We start from the raw sequence: 16,534 nt of genomic DNA on the forward strand, positions 1-16,534 counted from the left end.
TATACTATAAATTGACGTTGTAAATAAAGCGTTAAGAATTGTAGGTAACAAAAAGCCGCGACGAACGCGGCTTCTTCCAATTTAATACTGCTTTTATAATATATTAAAAACAGTCCTCAAAATGGGATGTCATCATCAAAATCCATCGGCGGCTCATTATATTGAGGTTGAGCCTGCTGAGGAGCTTGTTGAGGTGCTTTCGGCTGCTGTTGAGCTGGCGCACTGTATTGTTGCTGCTGTTGTTGTGGCTGCTGTGGCTGACCCCAACTACCTTGCTGTTGGTTGTTACCCATACCACCTTGGGCAGGAGCACCGCCTTGAGCACGACCGCCAAGCATTTGCATTACACCGTTGAAGCCTTGAACAACGACTTCTGTTGTGTAGCGATCTTGACCGCTTTGATCTTGCCATTTACGCGTTTGAAGTTGACCTTCAATGTAAACTTGGGAACCTTTACGTAGGTACTCACCAGCAACTTCCGCCAGCTTGCCAAACAGAGCAACACGGTGCCATTCTGTTTTTTCGCGCTGTTCGCCAGTTGCTTTGTCACGCCATGACTCTGACGTTGCAATGGTAATGTTCGCTACTGCACCGCCATTTGGCATGTAACGAATTTCAGGGTCATTACCTAGGTTACCCACTAATATAACTTTGTTAACTCCACGGCTAGCCATGATTTGCTCCGTCTAAATTCATAGTCTCAGAAAATTTTAGCGCACAAGAATAGCATGCTTTTCTGCTGTGATAAATCGCTTCCTATTCTCACTCCACCACAAAGAATAAAAACGTAACAAATCATGATATTCAGAGCGATGTTGCTTTTTTCTCCACTTACAAACCACTCATTTACTTTGATAATTGATATTCAACGCAAGTCACTATCAAGGCGCTAGAGAAGCGAAAGCCTGCATGACAACGTGGAATCTAATCCCACTCAAACAGGACGTTTCAATGAGAAAATCAAGATACGCTCGCACTTTACACTTTCTGTGCATCGACCCAAACGATACCTATCTACATGTAAAGGAGATAGAAAAGCACTTATCTATTATTCTCTACAAAATGACACCCGACGAATTAATGTTAGTTGATAGAAAGCAGAGTAACCGGATCTTGCTCGTCGATTATAGAGAGGTACCACAACTACTGGTTATTTGTCCTAACCTGACTGTTATGTGGAAAAATCACGAAATCATTTTATTCAATGTCCCCCAGCAACTTCCAACCTCAGAGCTTCTTACCTATGGGGTACTAAAAGGACTCTTTTACAACACTGAACAAAAGGACAAGATTGCTCGTGGTCTTCAAGAAGTGATCGATGGTGACAACTGGCTACCTAGGAAGGTGACTAATCAACTTCTGTTTTATTATCGTAATATGGTCAATACCAATACGACCCCAACCAATGTTGATTTAACTATTCGTGAAATCCAAGTCATTCGCTGCCTTCAATCAGGATCATCAAATACTCAAATAGCCGATGACCTTTTCATTAGCGAATTCACGGTCAAATCCCACCTCTATCAAATATTCCGTAAGTTAGCGGTGAAAAATAGAGTCCAAGCTATTGCATGGGCAAACCAAAACTTGCTTGCATAACCACTCCGCCTCTAATCTGACAATAATTTTGAGGGAAGCTCGAGTAATCATTGGTATTGTTGCTGAAATTTCGACATAACATATGCTAGAGTTGCCCTCAGAAATATCAACAAATCAGTTGAATCAATAATTATTATAGATAAAGGGTCTTATCATGATCAAAAAGTGCCTTTTCCCGGCAGCAGGCTACGGTACACGTTTTTTACCAGCAACTAAGTCAATGCCGAAAGAAATGATGCCTGTAGTAAACAAACCTCTGATTGAATACGGTGTAGAGGAAGCTATCGAAGCCGGTATGGATGGAATGTGCATCGTTACTGGCCGTGGTAAACATTCACTGATGGATCACTTTGATAAGAACTACGAGCTAGAGCACCAAATTAGCGGTACCAATAAAGAAGACTTGCTGATCAATATTCGTGAGACGATTGAAGCAGCAAACTTTACCTACATTCGTCAACGCGAAATGAAAGGTCTAGGCCATGCTATCTTGACTGGTCGTGAACTTGTGGGTGATGAGCCTTTCGCCGTTGTGCTTGCTGATGACCTTTGTGTGAACGAGCAGCAAGGCGTTCTGGCTCAAATGGTTGCGCTATACAAGCAGTTCCGTTGCTCAATCGTTGCAGTACAAGAAGTGCCTGAAAACGAAACTCATAAATACGGTGTTATCTCGGGCGAGATGATCAAAGACGATCTTTTCCGTGTCGATGACATGGTAGAAAAGCCAGAACCAGGTACTGCACCAAGCAACCTAGCGATCATTGGCCGCTACATTCTGACTCCAGATATCTTTGAACTGATCGAGCAGACTGAACCAGGCAAAGGCGGCGAAATCCAAATCACTGATGCATTGCTAAAACAAGCAAGAGCAGGCTGTGTGTTGGCTTACAAATTTAAAGGCCAACGTTTTGATTGCGGTAGTGTTGAAGGTTATATCGAAGCAACAAACTACTGCTTTGAAAATCTATACAAAAAAGACCAAAAGCAAATCGAACTAGGTAAGCACTCGACAAAGAAAGAAGCGTGACAACGGGTTAATAATCAACGTTTAAATTGGTAGAAAGGGTGGCTCTTTGAGTCACCCTTTTTTGTTTACTGTTTTTTTATCCAGTAAAACTTTGCACAAATCTCACTCTATGTAATACTTTAGCCACTTAAAATTACATGGTCTGTTGAGATGGATAAAATAGAAATTAGAGGCGCTCGTACGCATAACCTCAAAGACATTAACCTAACCATACCTCGTGATAAGCTAACGGTTATCACTGGATTATCAGGTTCAGGAAAGTCGTCACTTGCGTTTGATACCCTCTACGCAGAAGGTCAACGTCGTTATGTTGAGTCTCTGTCGGCCTATGCTCGTCAATTTCTATCTCTCATGGAAAAGCCTGATGTCGACCACATCGAAGGTTTATCTCCAGCCATCTCTATCGAACAGAAATCAACTTCTCACAATCCTCGTTCAACGGTTGGCACCATCACTGAAGTCTATGATTACCTAAGACTGCTTTATGCTCGTGTCGGTGAACCACGCTGTCCTGATCACAATACCCCTCTTGCAGCACAAACCATCAGTCAAATGGTCGATAAAGTCTTAGAACTGCCTGCTGGTTCAAAGATGATGCTGCTGGCTCCGATAGTCAAAGAACGTAAAGGTGAGCACGTTAAAACGCTTGAGAATCTAGCGGCTCAAGGCTTTATCCGTGCCCGTATTGATGGCGAGACCTGTGATTTGTCCGATCCACCAACATTGGAACTGCACAAGAAGCACACCATTGAAGTTGTCGTTGATCGCTTTAAGGTTCGCCCAGATCTTCAACAGCGTTTAGCTGAATCGTTTGAGACAACATTAGAGCTCTCTGGCGGTATCGCTGTAGTCGGTTGGATGGATGATAAAGAACAAGAAGAGATCGTGTTCTCGGCTAATTTTGCTTGTCCAAAATGTGGTTACAGCATGCAAGAGCTTGAGCCTCGCCTATTCTCATTTAATAACCCGGCAGGTGCCTGTGGTACGTGTGATGGTCTTGGTGTTCAACAATACTTTGATCCAAGCAGAGTAATTTTAGATGAGAGCCTAAGTATTGCAGAAGGTTCGATTAAAGGCTGGGATCAGAAAAATTATTACTATTTCCAAATGCTGACATCGCTGTCAGACCATTATGGTTTTGATCTGTATGCGCCATTTAATTCTCTACCGAAAAAGACTCAAGAGATCATTCTTAAAGGTTCAGGTCGTACTGAAGTAGAATTCAAATACATCAATGATCGTGGTGATATCCGAGTAAAACGCCACCCCTTTGAAGGTATTTTAAATACGTTAGAACGCCGTTACCGCGATACCGAATCTAGCGCTGTGCGTGAAGATCTTGCCAAGTACATATCAACGAAATCATGCTCTAGCTGTGATGGTACACGCTTAAGATTAGAAGCTCGAAATGTCTTTATTGGCGATACCACACTGCCAGAAATCGTTCAGCTCAGCATTGCTGACGCACTACAATTTTTCCAAGAGTTGAAGTTAGACGGCCAGCGTGGACAAATTGCTGATAAAGTGATGAAAGAGATCAATGATCGTCTGCATTTTTTGGTGAACGTTGGTTTGAATTACCTGAACCTATCACGCAGTGCAGAAACACTGTCAGGTGGTGAAGCGCAAAGAATTCGTCTAGCAAGTCAAATTGGAGCCGGTTTAGTTGGCGTTATGTATGTGCTGGATGAACCATCGATTGGCCTCCACCAGCGTGATAATGAACGTCTACTACAAACTCTGGTTCACCTAAGAGACTTAGGAAATACCGTACTTGTTGTTGAGCATGACGAAGATGCGATTCGTTGCGCTGACCATGTTATCGATATAGGTCCAGGCGCAGGTGTTCATGGTGGTCACGTGGTGGCAGAAGGTACCATGCAAGACATCATCGAAAATCCGAACTCTTTAACAGGGCAATACCTGAGCGGCGCCAAAGAAATTGCGGTACCAAAACAAAGAACGCCTATCAACAAGAAAAAGGTCGTCGAGATCGTTGGCGCGAAAGGAAACAACCTAAAGAATGTCACTGCGACAATCCCTGTAGGCTTGTTCAGCTGTATTACGGGTGTATCGGGGTCAGGAAAATCAACACTAATCAATGACACCTTCTTTAAAGTTGCTCACACTCAATTAAACGGTGCAACCACTGCGGTTCCGGCACAGCACAAAAAGATAAAAGGCTTAGAGCATTTCGACAAAGTGATCGATATTGATCAAAGCCCTATCGGTCGCACCCCTAGATCAAACCCTGCAACCTACACTGGTATTTTCACGCCAATTCGTGAGTTATTTGCAGGTACCCAAGAATCACGATCTCGTGGCTACAAGCCAGGTCGATTCAGTTTTAACGTTCGTGGTGGTCGCTGTGAAGCGTGTCAGGGAGACGGTGTCATCAAAGTAGAGATGCATTTCTTGCCAGATGTGTATGTACCGTGCGATGTGTGTAAAGGTAAGCGTTATAACCGTGAAACGCTAGAGGTCCGCTACAAGGGGAAAACCATTGACGAAGTTCTAGAGATGACTGTCGAAGATGCTCGAGAATACTTCAACCCTGTTCCTGTTATTGCTCGTAAGCTGCAAACATTGATGGATGTTGGCCTTTCCTACATTCGCCTCGGACAAGCAGCAACAACCTTGTCTGGCGGTGAAGCACAACGTGTTAAGTTAGCAAGAGAGTTATCTAAGCGAGACACGGGGAAAACCTTATACATTCTCGATGAGCCAACAACAGGCCTACATTTCCACGATATCCAGCAACTGTTAACGGTACTGCATAGATTACGGGATCACGGTAATACGGTTGTCGTGATTGAGCATAACCTAGACGTCGTCAAAACAGCGGACTGGATCCTAGATCTTGGCCCTGAAGGTGGTCAAGGAGGCGGTGAAATTGTTGCAGAAGGTACACCTGAAGATGTGGCGTTAGTCGAAGGTTCGCACACTGCTCGCTTCCTTAAGCCTATGTTAAATTTGAAGTAGGTGTAAAATAGCTCCCTGCGAGCAGACAGAAAAATGTTAAAGTAACAGGGCTTTTTTCAGAAGGAACAAGCTCTGTTTTTATAAGGTTAGGGATTTATGGCAACAATACATACTAGCGGTACCCAGCTAGAAAATCAGAGAACTCAGCTTCCGCTTAACAAGGCATTCCTTGCCTCTTTAGCTGTTATATTCTTATTAGCCATGCACTTTTTCATGCCCAATCCTGGAGGCTCAGGCCTCGCTTTATCCTTTAATCCAACCACTTGGTTAGCTCTTAGCTTTACGTTGGCGATTGGCTTCTACCAGCTTGCCACTAACCGAGCACTCAAATATTCAAAGTTAACCGTTGGCTTGCTAATAAGCTGCGTGATACTGACGTTGCCCATTATTTACAGCAACGCCTCTCCTCAAGCCGCATCAGGCCGACTACTGGGATTGTGGGCGGGCTTCGCTTTATTCGTGGTGCTTCAGCAATTTAAATTCAGTAACAAACACAAACAACGCATGTTGTGGTTCATTGTTCTTGCTGTCGTCCTACAAGCACTTTTTGGCTATGTGCAATATTTCTTACTGGAACCTGGCAACCTATTTGGTTATAACACTGCGGCCAATAGACCTTATGGGATATTTCAACAACCGAATGTTATGGCCAGCTTTTTAGCTACCGGTTTTGTGCTTTCAGCTTATCTTTTAGCGAGACAGCCTGCTAAATATAATCGCAAAATTAGCGAGTCATTCTTACTATACCTGACACCAACCTTAACCGTACCTTTGCTGATCATCATTGCATCACGTACAGGATGGTTGGCTGCCGTAATCGGGTTTGTCTGCATTCTGCCTTACCTTTACAAGTTCTCGACCAAGAAGCGCTTCTACGGATGGTGTGTATCAGTGGTAGTCGGTATCGTCGTCGCCTTTTCGGTAATCAGCCTCAGTGCAACTGATAGTTTCGCCAGTAAAAAAGCAAACTTAGAAAGTCCACGAGCTTATACCTTTCCACAAGCGCTCGATATGATGATCGAAAAGCCATTTACCGGTTATGGCTACGGAAAATTCGAATCCGAATACACGCTATACACGGCTCGCCAGCATCAACTTAACTCAAATTATCACCCCGGCCTTCCTTCAATGGATCACCCACACAATGAGTTCCTGTTTTGGGGAGTAGAAGGTGGAATTGTACCAATTATCGGTATCTTGATTGCTGCGGTGTTGGTGATGTCACGCATAGCAAGCTCAGCGAAAGGAACACGTCTAGCACTGCTTGCGCTATTCATACCTATACTCTTACATTCTCAGCTTGAGTATCCTTTTTACCACTCGGCGATTCACTGGATAACCTTTATCATTTTGATTTACTGGGTCGATCAACGGGCTTCTCGCCACTATCAGCAGCCGTTTAGTATCGTCAGTAAAACCCTACTCAGAGTGTCGAGCTTAATCGTGCCTATCTTAGTGAGTTTTTACATGCTGAGTGCCTTACACACCAATTATGTACTCACTAAATTTGAAATGTCTAAGCCGAAAAACCCAGACATTCTTAAGCAGGTAACCAACCCCGTAGTCTGGAAAGATCGCTATGATTGGGACGTGTACAGTACCTATCTAAATATCGGCCTCTACAAAGCCGATCCTAGCCTGATCCTTCCTTATATAGATTGGTCGTTAGAAATCATAAAGAATAAGCCAAGGCCTGCTTTCTACAGCAACCTGATTCTCGCATATCAAGGATTAGGAGATCACAGCAAGGCAGAACAAATTCGCAGTGAAGCGAGCTTCTTGTTCCCAAATCGAGACTTTTCAAAGGTTCAGTATAAGAAAGTATCACAAGAAGAAGATAACCTGTCGTCTACTGAGTGATGTTTAGCTCTCAGAACTAAAGCACCATTTCTGATCTTTCGGTTAGGCACAAAAAAGCGCACGATCTCTCGTGCGCTTTTCTTTTAAACTTCAATTTATTAGCATTATGTTAAAACATCTTGCAACGCTTTTAAGCACAAAGCGACATTCTCTTTTCGAGCGCCATAACCCATCAGACCAATACGCCAAGCCTTTCCAGCCAGAGAGCCCAGCCCAGCACCGATTTCAAGATTATACTCTTCTAACAGCTGCGTTCTTATTTTGGCTTCATCAATCCCTTCAGGGAAGTAAAGCGCATTCAATTGAGGTAAGCGACTCTCTTCAGCAACCACAAATTCCAACCCCAAAGCTTCTACGCCACCTTTAAGTTCTTGGTGCATCGCATAGTGACGAGACCACGCATTATCTAGGCCTTCATTTTTCAACAAAACCAGCGACTCATGCAGAGCATAGAGGCTATTGACAGGTGCAGTATGGTGGTAACTACGCTTACCTTCTCCACTCCAATAACCTAATACCAAGCTCTGATCCAAGAACCAGCTTTGTACGGGAGCTTGACGTGCTTTCATTTTATCAACAGCACGTTGAGAGAACGTCACTGGAGATAAACCAGGAACACAAGACAGACACTTCTGACTGCCAGAGTAAACCGCATCAAGCTGCCATTCATCAACCAACAATGGCACACCACCTAATGATGTCACCGCATCCACAATCGACAACGCATCAAACTGACGAGCGACTGCGGAAATAGCTTGAGCATCCGATAACGCGCCAGTAGACGTCTCGGCATGCACAAATGCGACAGCAACAGCATCGGGGTTTTCTGCCAATGCCTTTTCTACCTTTTCAACTGAAACGGGCTTACCCCACTCGTCATCAACAAGGATGGCTTCACCACCGCAGCGAACAACATTCTCGCGCATACGCTCACCAAAAACACCGTTACGACAAACAATGACCTTTTCACCAGGCTCAATCAAATTAACAAAACAGGTTTCCATGCCCGCACTGCCTGGAGCAGAAACAGCAATCGTAAATTCATTCTCTGTTTGGAATGCATACTTAAGAAGTTGTTTAAGCTCATCCATCATCGCAATAAATAGCGGGTCGAGGTGACCAATGGTTGGACGGCTTAATGCCTGTAAAACTTGAGGATAAATGTCTGAAGGCCCCGGCCCCATTAACGTTCGGTGTGGCGGATAAAAGCTATCGATAGCAGCAGTGAGTGTTAAATTAGACATGTACATCCCTTACGTTAATGTTGTGAACAATCCACCCTAAAGCAAATTGATTACCTCAGCAATTAGCCATAAGTATTGAGGTCAAACCAGTGTCACATAATTGTTAAAATTATTTTTCAATTATCTCACGTTACGGATTGACATTATTTGCGCAAACACGTTCAATGAAATGGCTATCTAGCAGAAGAGGAGCACTGCCCAGGCAGGTGTTTTGTGGAACCGCATTTCCAATACAAAACATTCATGGGGAGCAGTGCCGAGATAATAAAAGGATGCAGGACCTTTATTATCGGTTGAGCGGGCTGAATCCCGTTAACTGTCGCCATTTCTATATGGTGAAGAGCTTCTGAGGTTACTATTCTAATAATTCCTCTCTTTTTTGCTCTAAAACTCTCTTCGAAAAACATCGGACGTTGGATTACCCAACAGTAATTTTATTTTAGGAAATCGTGGGAGATATATCGTGAGTGCATCTAATGTAGCTGGTTCTTTTAATGTCGCTAAGTTTGGTGGAACAAGTGTTGCCAACTTTGAAGCAATGAGCCGTTGTGCTGCCATTATTGAAAACAACTCAAATACGAAACTGGTCGTGAGTAGCGCATGCTCTGGCGTGACTAACCTGCTTGTTGAACTCGCGAATGGTGTTCAAGATAAAACTCGTCGCCAAGAACTAGTGACACAGTTAACCGATATTCATAATACGATTCTTGCTCAGCTAGCTGACCCAATTAGCATTGAAAAAGATGTGCACTGTATTCTGGATGATATTGCGAGCGCTGCAGAAGCCGCATCATTCCAAGCCAGTACCAAACTCACCGATCACCTAGTGGCATGTGGCGAACTGATGTCGACACATATCCTCGCTCAAATCATTCGCGAACGTGGTACACCAGCGGCTCGTTTTGATATCAGAGAAGTGATGCGCACCAATGATGATTTCGGTAAAGCAGAACCACAACTGGAAGATATTGCAGCCCTTGCACAGCAGAAACTGATTCCACTTTGCGAAGAACAAGTTGTCGTTACCCAAGGTTTTATCGGTGCCGACAGCGAAGGTAACACCACAACGTTAGGTCGTGGCGGCAGTGATTATTCAGCTGCACTGATTGCGGAGTCGGTACAAGCGATTGGCTTAGAAATTTGGACTGATGTTCCAGGCATCTACACCACAGATCCACGCATCGCATCGAAAGCATCTCCTATCCCAGAGATCAGCTTCAGTGAGGCATCTGAGATGGCAAACTTTGGCGCGAAAATATTACACCCTTCAACTCTGGTTCCTGCACTACGCCATCAAATCCCTGTTTTTGTCGGCTCATCAAAAGCACCAGAGCTTGGTGGAACATGGATTCGTCAACAAGTTGAAAGCTCTCCTCTGTTCAGAGCGCTTGCCCTACGCTGCAACCAAACCATGGTTACGCTACGCAGCGCTAACATGTTCCATGCCTATGGTTTTTTGGCAAAGGTATTCGAGATCCTGGCTAAACATAAGATCTCAGTCGATCTTATCACTACCTCAGAGATCAGTGTCTCACTTACTCTCGATCAAACCGATACCTCTGGTGGTGCTCCTGAGTTACCTGAAGCCGCTCGCCTTGAGCTTGAAGAGTTGTGTTCCGTAGATATTGAGCACGACCTATGCCTTGTTGCTCTTATTGGTAACAACATGAGCGAAAGCAAAGGCTATGCAAAGCAGGTATTCGGCACTCTAGAAGATTTCAACCTACGTATGATTTGTTACGGAGCAAGCCCACACAACCTATGCTTCTTGCTAGATGAATCTGTGTCTAAGTTGGCGATTCAAAAACTTCATCAAGAGTTATTTGAGTAGGTAGTCCGTTTATCATCGACAGATAAATAACTAAATTACAGATACAAAAAGGGTTGCTATTAAGCAACCCTTTCTCTTTTTTACATTGCGAAGCAAAGCTCGTTATAGATTCAAACTAGTTAATGTTTGGGCCTAACCACTTCTCAGCTTCCAACATATCCCAACCTTTACGGTCGGCATAGCTATCCACTTGATCCTGTTGAATCTGTGCAATCGCAAAGTATCGGGCATCAGGATGTGAAAAGTACATACCAGACACTGAAGCACCAGGCCACATCGCGTAGCTCGTTGTTAGTGACATGTCGATCGCTTTTTCAACGTCCATCAACTCCCACAACGTTCCTTTTTCTGTATGTTCTGGGCAAGCAGGGTAACCTGGAGCTGGACGAATACCTTGGTACTTCTCACGAATCAAATCGTCGTTAGACAAGTCCTCATCTGGCGAGTAACCCCAAATATCCTTTCTCACTTCTTTATGCAGATACTCCGCGAACGCTTCAGCCAATCGGTCAGCAACCGCTTGAATCATGATGGCATTGTAATCATCGCCATTGGCTTTGTATTCATCAGCCAATTCACGTTCACCAATCCCCCCCGTTACGGCAAAACCGCCAATCCAGTCCGCTTTCCCGCTTTCTTTTGGAGCGATGTAATCAGACAAACAGTAGTTAAAACCTTTTGGCTTCTCGGTTTGTTGACGAAGGTTGTGTAAAACCTTTAACACTTCAGTACGAGATTCATCGGTATACACTTCGATATCATCGCCAACGCTGTTAGCAGGGAACATCGCACACATCCCACGAGCTCCAAGTAATTTCTCTTTCTGTACTCGATCCAATAAATCGTTGGCATCTTTGAATAAGCGTTTCGCTTCCTCGCCCACTTCTTCATGACTAAGAATTGCAGGGTATTTACCGACCAATGACCATGTCATAAAGAATGGAGTCCAGTCGATGTACTGACGCAAAGTTGCCACATCAAAATCATTAAAGATGTGAACTCCCGGTTTAGCGGGTGCCGGTGGCGTGTAAGCATCCCAATCGATAGCTACTTTATTAGCACGTGCTCTTTCAAGAGTGACCGGTTTAGTACGAGGCTTCTTACGATTATGCTGATCGCGAACGCGATCGTAATCAATATTCAACTTCTCAACAAATGCAGGTTTCAATTCGTTAGATAGCAACGAAGTACACACACCCACCGCACGTGAAGCATTGTTTACGTAGACCACAGGCTCAGAGTAGTTCCGTTCAATCTTAACGGCTGTATGCGCTTTAGATGTGGTTGCTCCACCGATGAGAAGAGGCAGTTTAAAGCCTTGTCTTTCCATTTCTTTCGCAACATGCACCATCTCATCCAGGGAAGGAGTGATCAAACCCGAAAGGCCAATGATATCGACGTTTTCTTCCTTAGCGACCTTAAGGATTTTTTCACATGAAACCATCACGCCTAAATCGATAATTTCGTAGTTATTACACTGCAAGACAACGCCCACAATATTTTTTCCAATATCGTGAACATCTCCTTTTACGGTCGCAAGTAAGATTTTTCCGTTAGTTGCACCTACGTCTTTGGTTGCATTGATAAATGGCTCTAGATGGGCTACCGCTTGCTTCATAACACGTGCAGATTTCACCACTTGAGGAAGGAACATCTTACCTTCACCAAAGAGGTCACCAACCACATTCATACCATCCATTAATGGGCCTTCTATCACCTCGATAGGGCGAGAGGCATTAACACGAGCTTCTTCGGTATCTTCAACAATAAAGTCGGTAATACCTTTCACTAAGGAATGCTCTAAGCGTTTTTCTACTGGCCAGGTACGCCACTCTAAAGCAGATTTATCTTCAACTTTTCCAACTGCACGCTCTAGATATTCAGTTGCGATATCTAGCAAGCGCTCAGTGGAATCATCTCGGCGGTTTAGAACCACATCTTCAACGGCTTCACGTAAATCCTCAGGGACATTATCGTAAATCTCTAATTGCCCAGCATTTACGATGCCCATATCCATACCGTTTTTAAAGCAGTGGTATAGGAATACTGCGTGGATAGCCTCACGAACGTAGTTATTACCTCGGAATGAGAACGAAACATTCGATACACCACCAGAAATCATCGCATGAGGTAAGTCTCGTTTGATGTCCCCTACAGCTTCAATGAAATCGACCGCATAGTTGTTATGCTCATCAATACCTGTCGCCACAGCAAAAATGTTCGGGTCAAAAATAATATCTTCAGGTGGGAAGCCCACTTCATCAACCAGAATATTGTAGGCATTAGTGCAAATCTCAACCTTACGCTCTCGAGTATCAGCTTGGCCAACTTCATCGAACGCCATCACGATAACGGCAGCACCATATCGGCGAACCAGTTTCGCTTGTTCGACAAACTTCTCTTTCCCTTCCTTCAATGAGATCGAGTTAACGATGCCTTTACCCTGAATACATTTCAGACCCGCTTCAATAACTTCCCATTTTGAAGAGTCGACCATGACTGGCACTTTCGAGATCTCAGGCTCAGACGCACATAGATTAAGGAATTTAACCATACACGCCTCAGCGTCTAGCATCCCTTCATCCATGTTGATATCGATAATTTGAGCGCCATTCTCAACTTGCTCTCGAGCCACACTCAAAGCTTCATCATATAGCTCTTCTTTGATAAGGCGCTTAAAGCGAGCAGAGCCCGTAACGTTAGTTCGCTCACCCACGTTAACAAACAGAGATTCCTTGGATATCGTCAATGGCTCTAAACCAGAGAGACGACAAGAGACGGGTAAATCTGGTAATTGGCGCGGTGTTACACCTTCAACAGCTTCTGCCATTTGGCGTATATGTTCTGGCGTCGTACCACAACAACCACCAATTAAGTTCAAGAAACCACTTTCAGCCCATTCCTTGACGTGTTCAGCCATATCTTCGGGAGAAAGGTCATACTCACCAAATGCGTTAGGTAAACCCGCATTAGGGTGTGCAGAAACATGACATTCGGAGATACGAGACATCTCACCGACATATTCGCGCAATTCATCTGGACCTAATGCACAGTTCAATCCAAATGAGATAGGTTTTACATGACGAAGGGCATTATAGAATGCTTCTGTTGTTTGTCCGGAAAGCGTCCGACCAGATGCATCTGTGATAGTACCGGAGATCATAACCGGTAAAATGATACCTACTTCTTCAAAGACAGATTCAACCGCAAAAGCACACGCTTTCGCGTTTAACGTATCGAAGATAGTTTCAATAAGAATTAAGTCTGAACCGCCCTTGATAAGCGCACGAGTCGATTCAGAGTAAGCCTCAACAAGTTCATCAAAGCTAACATTACGATAGCCCGGATCATTAACATCTGGAGAGAGAGAACAAGTTCGGTTAGTTGGACCTAACACACCCGCCACGAAACGGGGTTTATCAGGAGTCTTCACTGTCCATTCATCTGCCGCTTCACGAGCCAACTTAGCAGCAGCATAGTTAATTTCTTCGCTAAGACTTTCCATATCATAGTCGGCCATAGCGATGGTTGTAGCGTTAAAGGTATTGGTCTCGAGGATATCAGCACCGGCTTCCAAATACTCCATATGGATATCTTTGATAAGCTTAGGCTGCGTAAGTACCAAAAGGTCATTGTTACCTTTTAAGTCACTATGCCAATCAGCAAATCGCTCACCGCGATAGTCTTGCTCTTCCAATTTATAATCCTGAATCATGGTACCCATACCACCATCAATCAGTAAAATTCGTTGCTTCAACAGAGCCTCAATCTTTTGCCTTACATTACTTCCCACGATACAACCTCATTCCTTTAATTATCTCTCCATCCTACCACACATTCAAAAGGAGTCTAGACGTCTAAAATATGAAGTAAATGACCAAGTCATGACAAAAAAATGTTTGCTATTTGAGCATGAGAGAACGAGAATTAATATTCATATTTTGTTACATATTGAGTTCCCAATGTCGGTCTATTACACCTTATGCTTCTTGTCCGCTGCTGCCATGCTTATTGCTTTCGTTAATACCAAAATTGGTAAAATGCAGACAACCATCGCCATCACAGCTGGTTCAATGATGCTATCTCTATTGATTATCATTGCGGGACAAAACAATTGGTTCCAATTGGCTGACATCGCCTCAGAAACCGTTGCCAGTATCAATTTTGAAGACTTCCTCCTGAAAGGAATACTGGGATTCTTACTCTTTGCAGGTGGTTTGGGGATTAAGTTACCTAATCTAAAAGATCAGAAATGGGAAATAACGGTACTCGCTCTTGGTGCTACACTATTTTCGACATTCTTTATTGGCTTTGTACTTTATGGATTCTGTCAATTTATCGGTATTCAATTTGACCTAATTTATTGCTTACTGTTTGGTTCTCTAATATCTCCAACCGATCCAATAGCTGTATTAGCAATAGTGAAGAAGCTCGATGCTCCCAGACGAATCTCTACTCAAATAGAGGGAGAATCTCTATTCAACGATGGTTTTGGCCTAGTCATCTTCGTAACCCTATTTACCATTGCGTTCGGCACAGAAGCACCGACTGTAGGTAGCGTGACCATGTTATTCGTCCAAGAGGCTATTGGCGGTATCGTATACGGATTTGTTTTAGGTTTGATATTCCACTATCTAATCAGCAACACCGATGACCACTCGATGGAGTTGCTATTAACCATCGGTATTCCTACAGCTGGTTATGCTTTTGCAGAGGTTCTGCATGTATCTGGACCATTAGCAATGGTGGTATCTGGTATCATGATAGGCAACTGGACACGCTTCATCGGATTTTCTAAAGAAAGTGAGGATCACCTAGACCATTTCTGGGAATTAATAGATGAGTTCTTAAATGGCGTACTATTCTTGTTGATTGGTATGTCTATGCTGCTATTCAAGTTCCACCAAGAAGATTGGATTTTGATGGCGTTCGCAGTTCCTCTAGTATTGAGTGCTCGCTACCTAAGTGTTTTCTTGTCTTATATTGGATTTAAACGCTTTAGAACTTACAACCCGTGGTCAACTAAGATTCTAACTTGGGGTGGTTTACGCGGAGGCTTAGCTCTAGCCATGGCACTTTCAATCCCTTCAGGTATCTGGGTGATTGAAGACAAGGCAATAGATGTTAAAGAGATAATCCTCGTTATGACCTATGCTGTTGTTGTATTCTCTATTCTGGTTCAAGGATCAACAATCACTCCAATGATAGAAAAAGCGAAACAAGCTGAGAAAGAATTGGATTAACACCGAAAAATATAAACGAAGGTCGCTTAGTATAAGCGGCCTTTTTTGTACCTGTGTCCATCAACAAGCACGCCTCTCTAGCCTACAAGTTGATCCCTATCTCTGACCACTACTTTAGTCATGATTGCTATCTGCAATCACGACTCTTTGTCGTACCTAACGCTTCCAAACAGGCCAACAAGCAACCACCAGTTTGAGTGCATTCGAGCGAAGATAAACACAAAGTATTTACGGAAATAAATTAAGTAAAGATACATGGCCTTCTTTTCAAGTGAAGTATTGAAAGCATAATAAAGTGTAGAAAGAGAACCACGATCGAAGAGGAATTGTAATTAGAGTAAAGCTTCGCACACCAATGTTCTAGAACCGAAACTTCTCTATAGAACATCTGATGCAGTAGCAAGAAGGGTCTAGTCTTTCTACCGGGGCGTGCAGTCTAGATCCTTAAATATGCCAGAGGAGGACTGAGTCGGCACTCCGGAGATTCAACCAAACTGGTAAGTTAGGAGGACGCCTAGTTCTCCCAACATTGCTTCGAAGAAGCAACAGACGTAAAAAAACCTAGCATTTCTGCTGAGGCTTTGTATGTGGCAGGAGTAGAGGTTTAGACTCCCAACACGCGCTATTTTGGCAAGCCGGAGAATCCGCTGCTTTGCTAATGGCGTATAATTAGCTTCAGAAAGCAAAAAGGCCCTAGCATTTCTGCTAGAGCCTTAAATATGGCAGGGGTGGAGAGATTCGAACTCCC

General features: G+C 43.7%; 9 protein-coding genes and 1 riboswitch. Of the genes, 6 read left to right on the forward strand and 3 right to left on the reverse strand.

Annotated elements, in window-relative coordinates:
- Positions 1-116: 116 nt before the first annotated feature.
- Positions 117-674 carry a single-stranded DNA-binding protein gene (locus ACED42_RS03705; protein WP_009847868.1) on the reverse strand — a complete coding sequence of 186 codons (558 nt, stop codon included), beginning with the start codon at positions 672-674 and terminating at the stop codon, positions 117-119.
- Between the two features lie 277 nt (positions 675-951).
- Between ACED42_RS03705 and ACED42_RS03710 the strand changes: the two genes are divergently transcribed.
- The 4 genes from ACED42_RS03710 (at position 952) to ACED42_RS03725 (ending at position 7,468) form a co-directional block, all read left to right on the forward strand.
- Entirely contained in the window at positions 952-1,599 is a 648-nt protein-coding gene (locus ACED42_RS03710) for a LuxR C-terminal-related transcriptional regulator (protein ID WP_029222919.1), read from the forward strand.
- Positions 1,600-1,753: 154 nt separating this feature from the next.
- A complete protein-coding gene (gene galU / locus ACED42_RS03715; protein WP_017101387.1) occupies positions 1,754-2,626 on the forward strand; it encodes a UTP--glucose-1-phosphate uridylyltransferase GalU in 873 nt (290 codons plus the stop codon).
- A 150-nt stretch (positions 2,627-2,776) separates the two neighbouring features.
- Positions 2,777-5,608, forward strand: coding sequence for an excinuclease ABC subunit UvrA (gene uvrA / locus ACED42_RS03720; RefSeq protein WP_371701447.1), 2,832 nt, complete (start codon positions 2,777-2,779; stop codon positions 5,606-5,608).
- Between the two features lie 96 nt (positions 5,609-5,704).
- The gene (locus ACED42_RS03725) at positions 5,705-7,468 is read left to right on the forward strand and encodes a PglL family O-oligosaccharyltransferase (RefSeq protein ID WP_371701449.1); all 1,764 of its coding nucleotides are present in this window, start codon (positions 5,705-5,707) and stop codon (positions 7,466-7,468) included.
- A 104-nt stretch (positions 7,469-7,572) separates the two neighbouring features.
- On the opposite strand, the gene ACED42_RS03730 is transcribed toward ACED42_RS03725, so the two are convergent.
- Complete coding sequence (locus tag ACED42_RS03730; RefSeq protein WP_135444548.1) at positions 7,573-8,712, reverse strand: alanine--glyoxylate aminotransferase family protein; 1,140 nt, start codon at positions 8,710-8,712, stop codon at positions 7,573-7,575.
- A 176-nt stretch (positions 8,713-8,888) separates the two neighbouring features.
- Positions 8,889-9,066, forward strand: a riboswitch (Lysine riboswitch).
- A gap of 109 nt (positions 9,067-9,175) precedes the next feature.
- On the opposite strand from ACED42_RS03730, the gene lysC reads away from it, so the two are divergent.
- Positions 9,176-10,543 (forward strand): lysine-sensitive aspartokinase 3, encoded by a 1,368-nt coding sequence (lysC, locus tag ACED42_RS03735; protein ID WP_371701451.1) that lies wholly within the window; start codon positions 9,176-9,178, stop codon positions 10,541-10,543.
- 115 nt (positions 10,544-10,658) lie between these two features.
- Here the strand turns inward: lysC and metH are convergent, their stop codons facing one another.
- Entirely contained in the window at positions 10,659-14,336 is a 3,678-nt protein-coding gene (gene metH / locus ACED42_RS03740; protein WP_017099431.1) for a methionine synthase, read from the reverse strand.
- Positions 14,337-14,505: 169 nt separating this feature from the next.
- On the opposite strand from metH, the gene ACED42_RS03745 reads away from it, so the two are divergent.
- Positions 14,506-15,786, forward strand: coding sequence for a sodium:proton antiporter (locus tag ACED42_RS03745; protein WP_017102902.1), 1,281 nt, complete (start codon positions 14,506-14,508; stop codon positions 15,784-15,786).
- The last annotated feature ends 748 nt before the right edge of the window (positions 15,787-16,534 follow it).

It is taken from the genome of Vibrio sp. FF145 (genome assembly GCF_041439075.1).
Lineage (GTDB): Bacteria > Pseudomonadota > Gammaproteobacteria > Enterobacterales > Vibrionaceae > Vibrio > Vibrio tasmaniensis_A.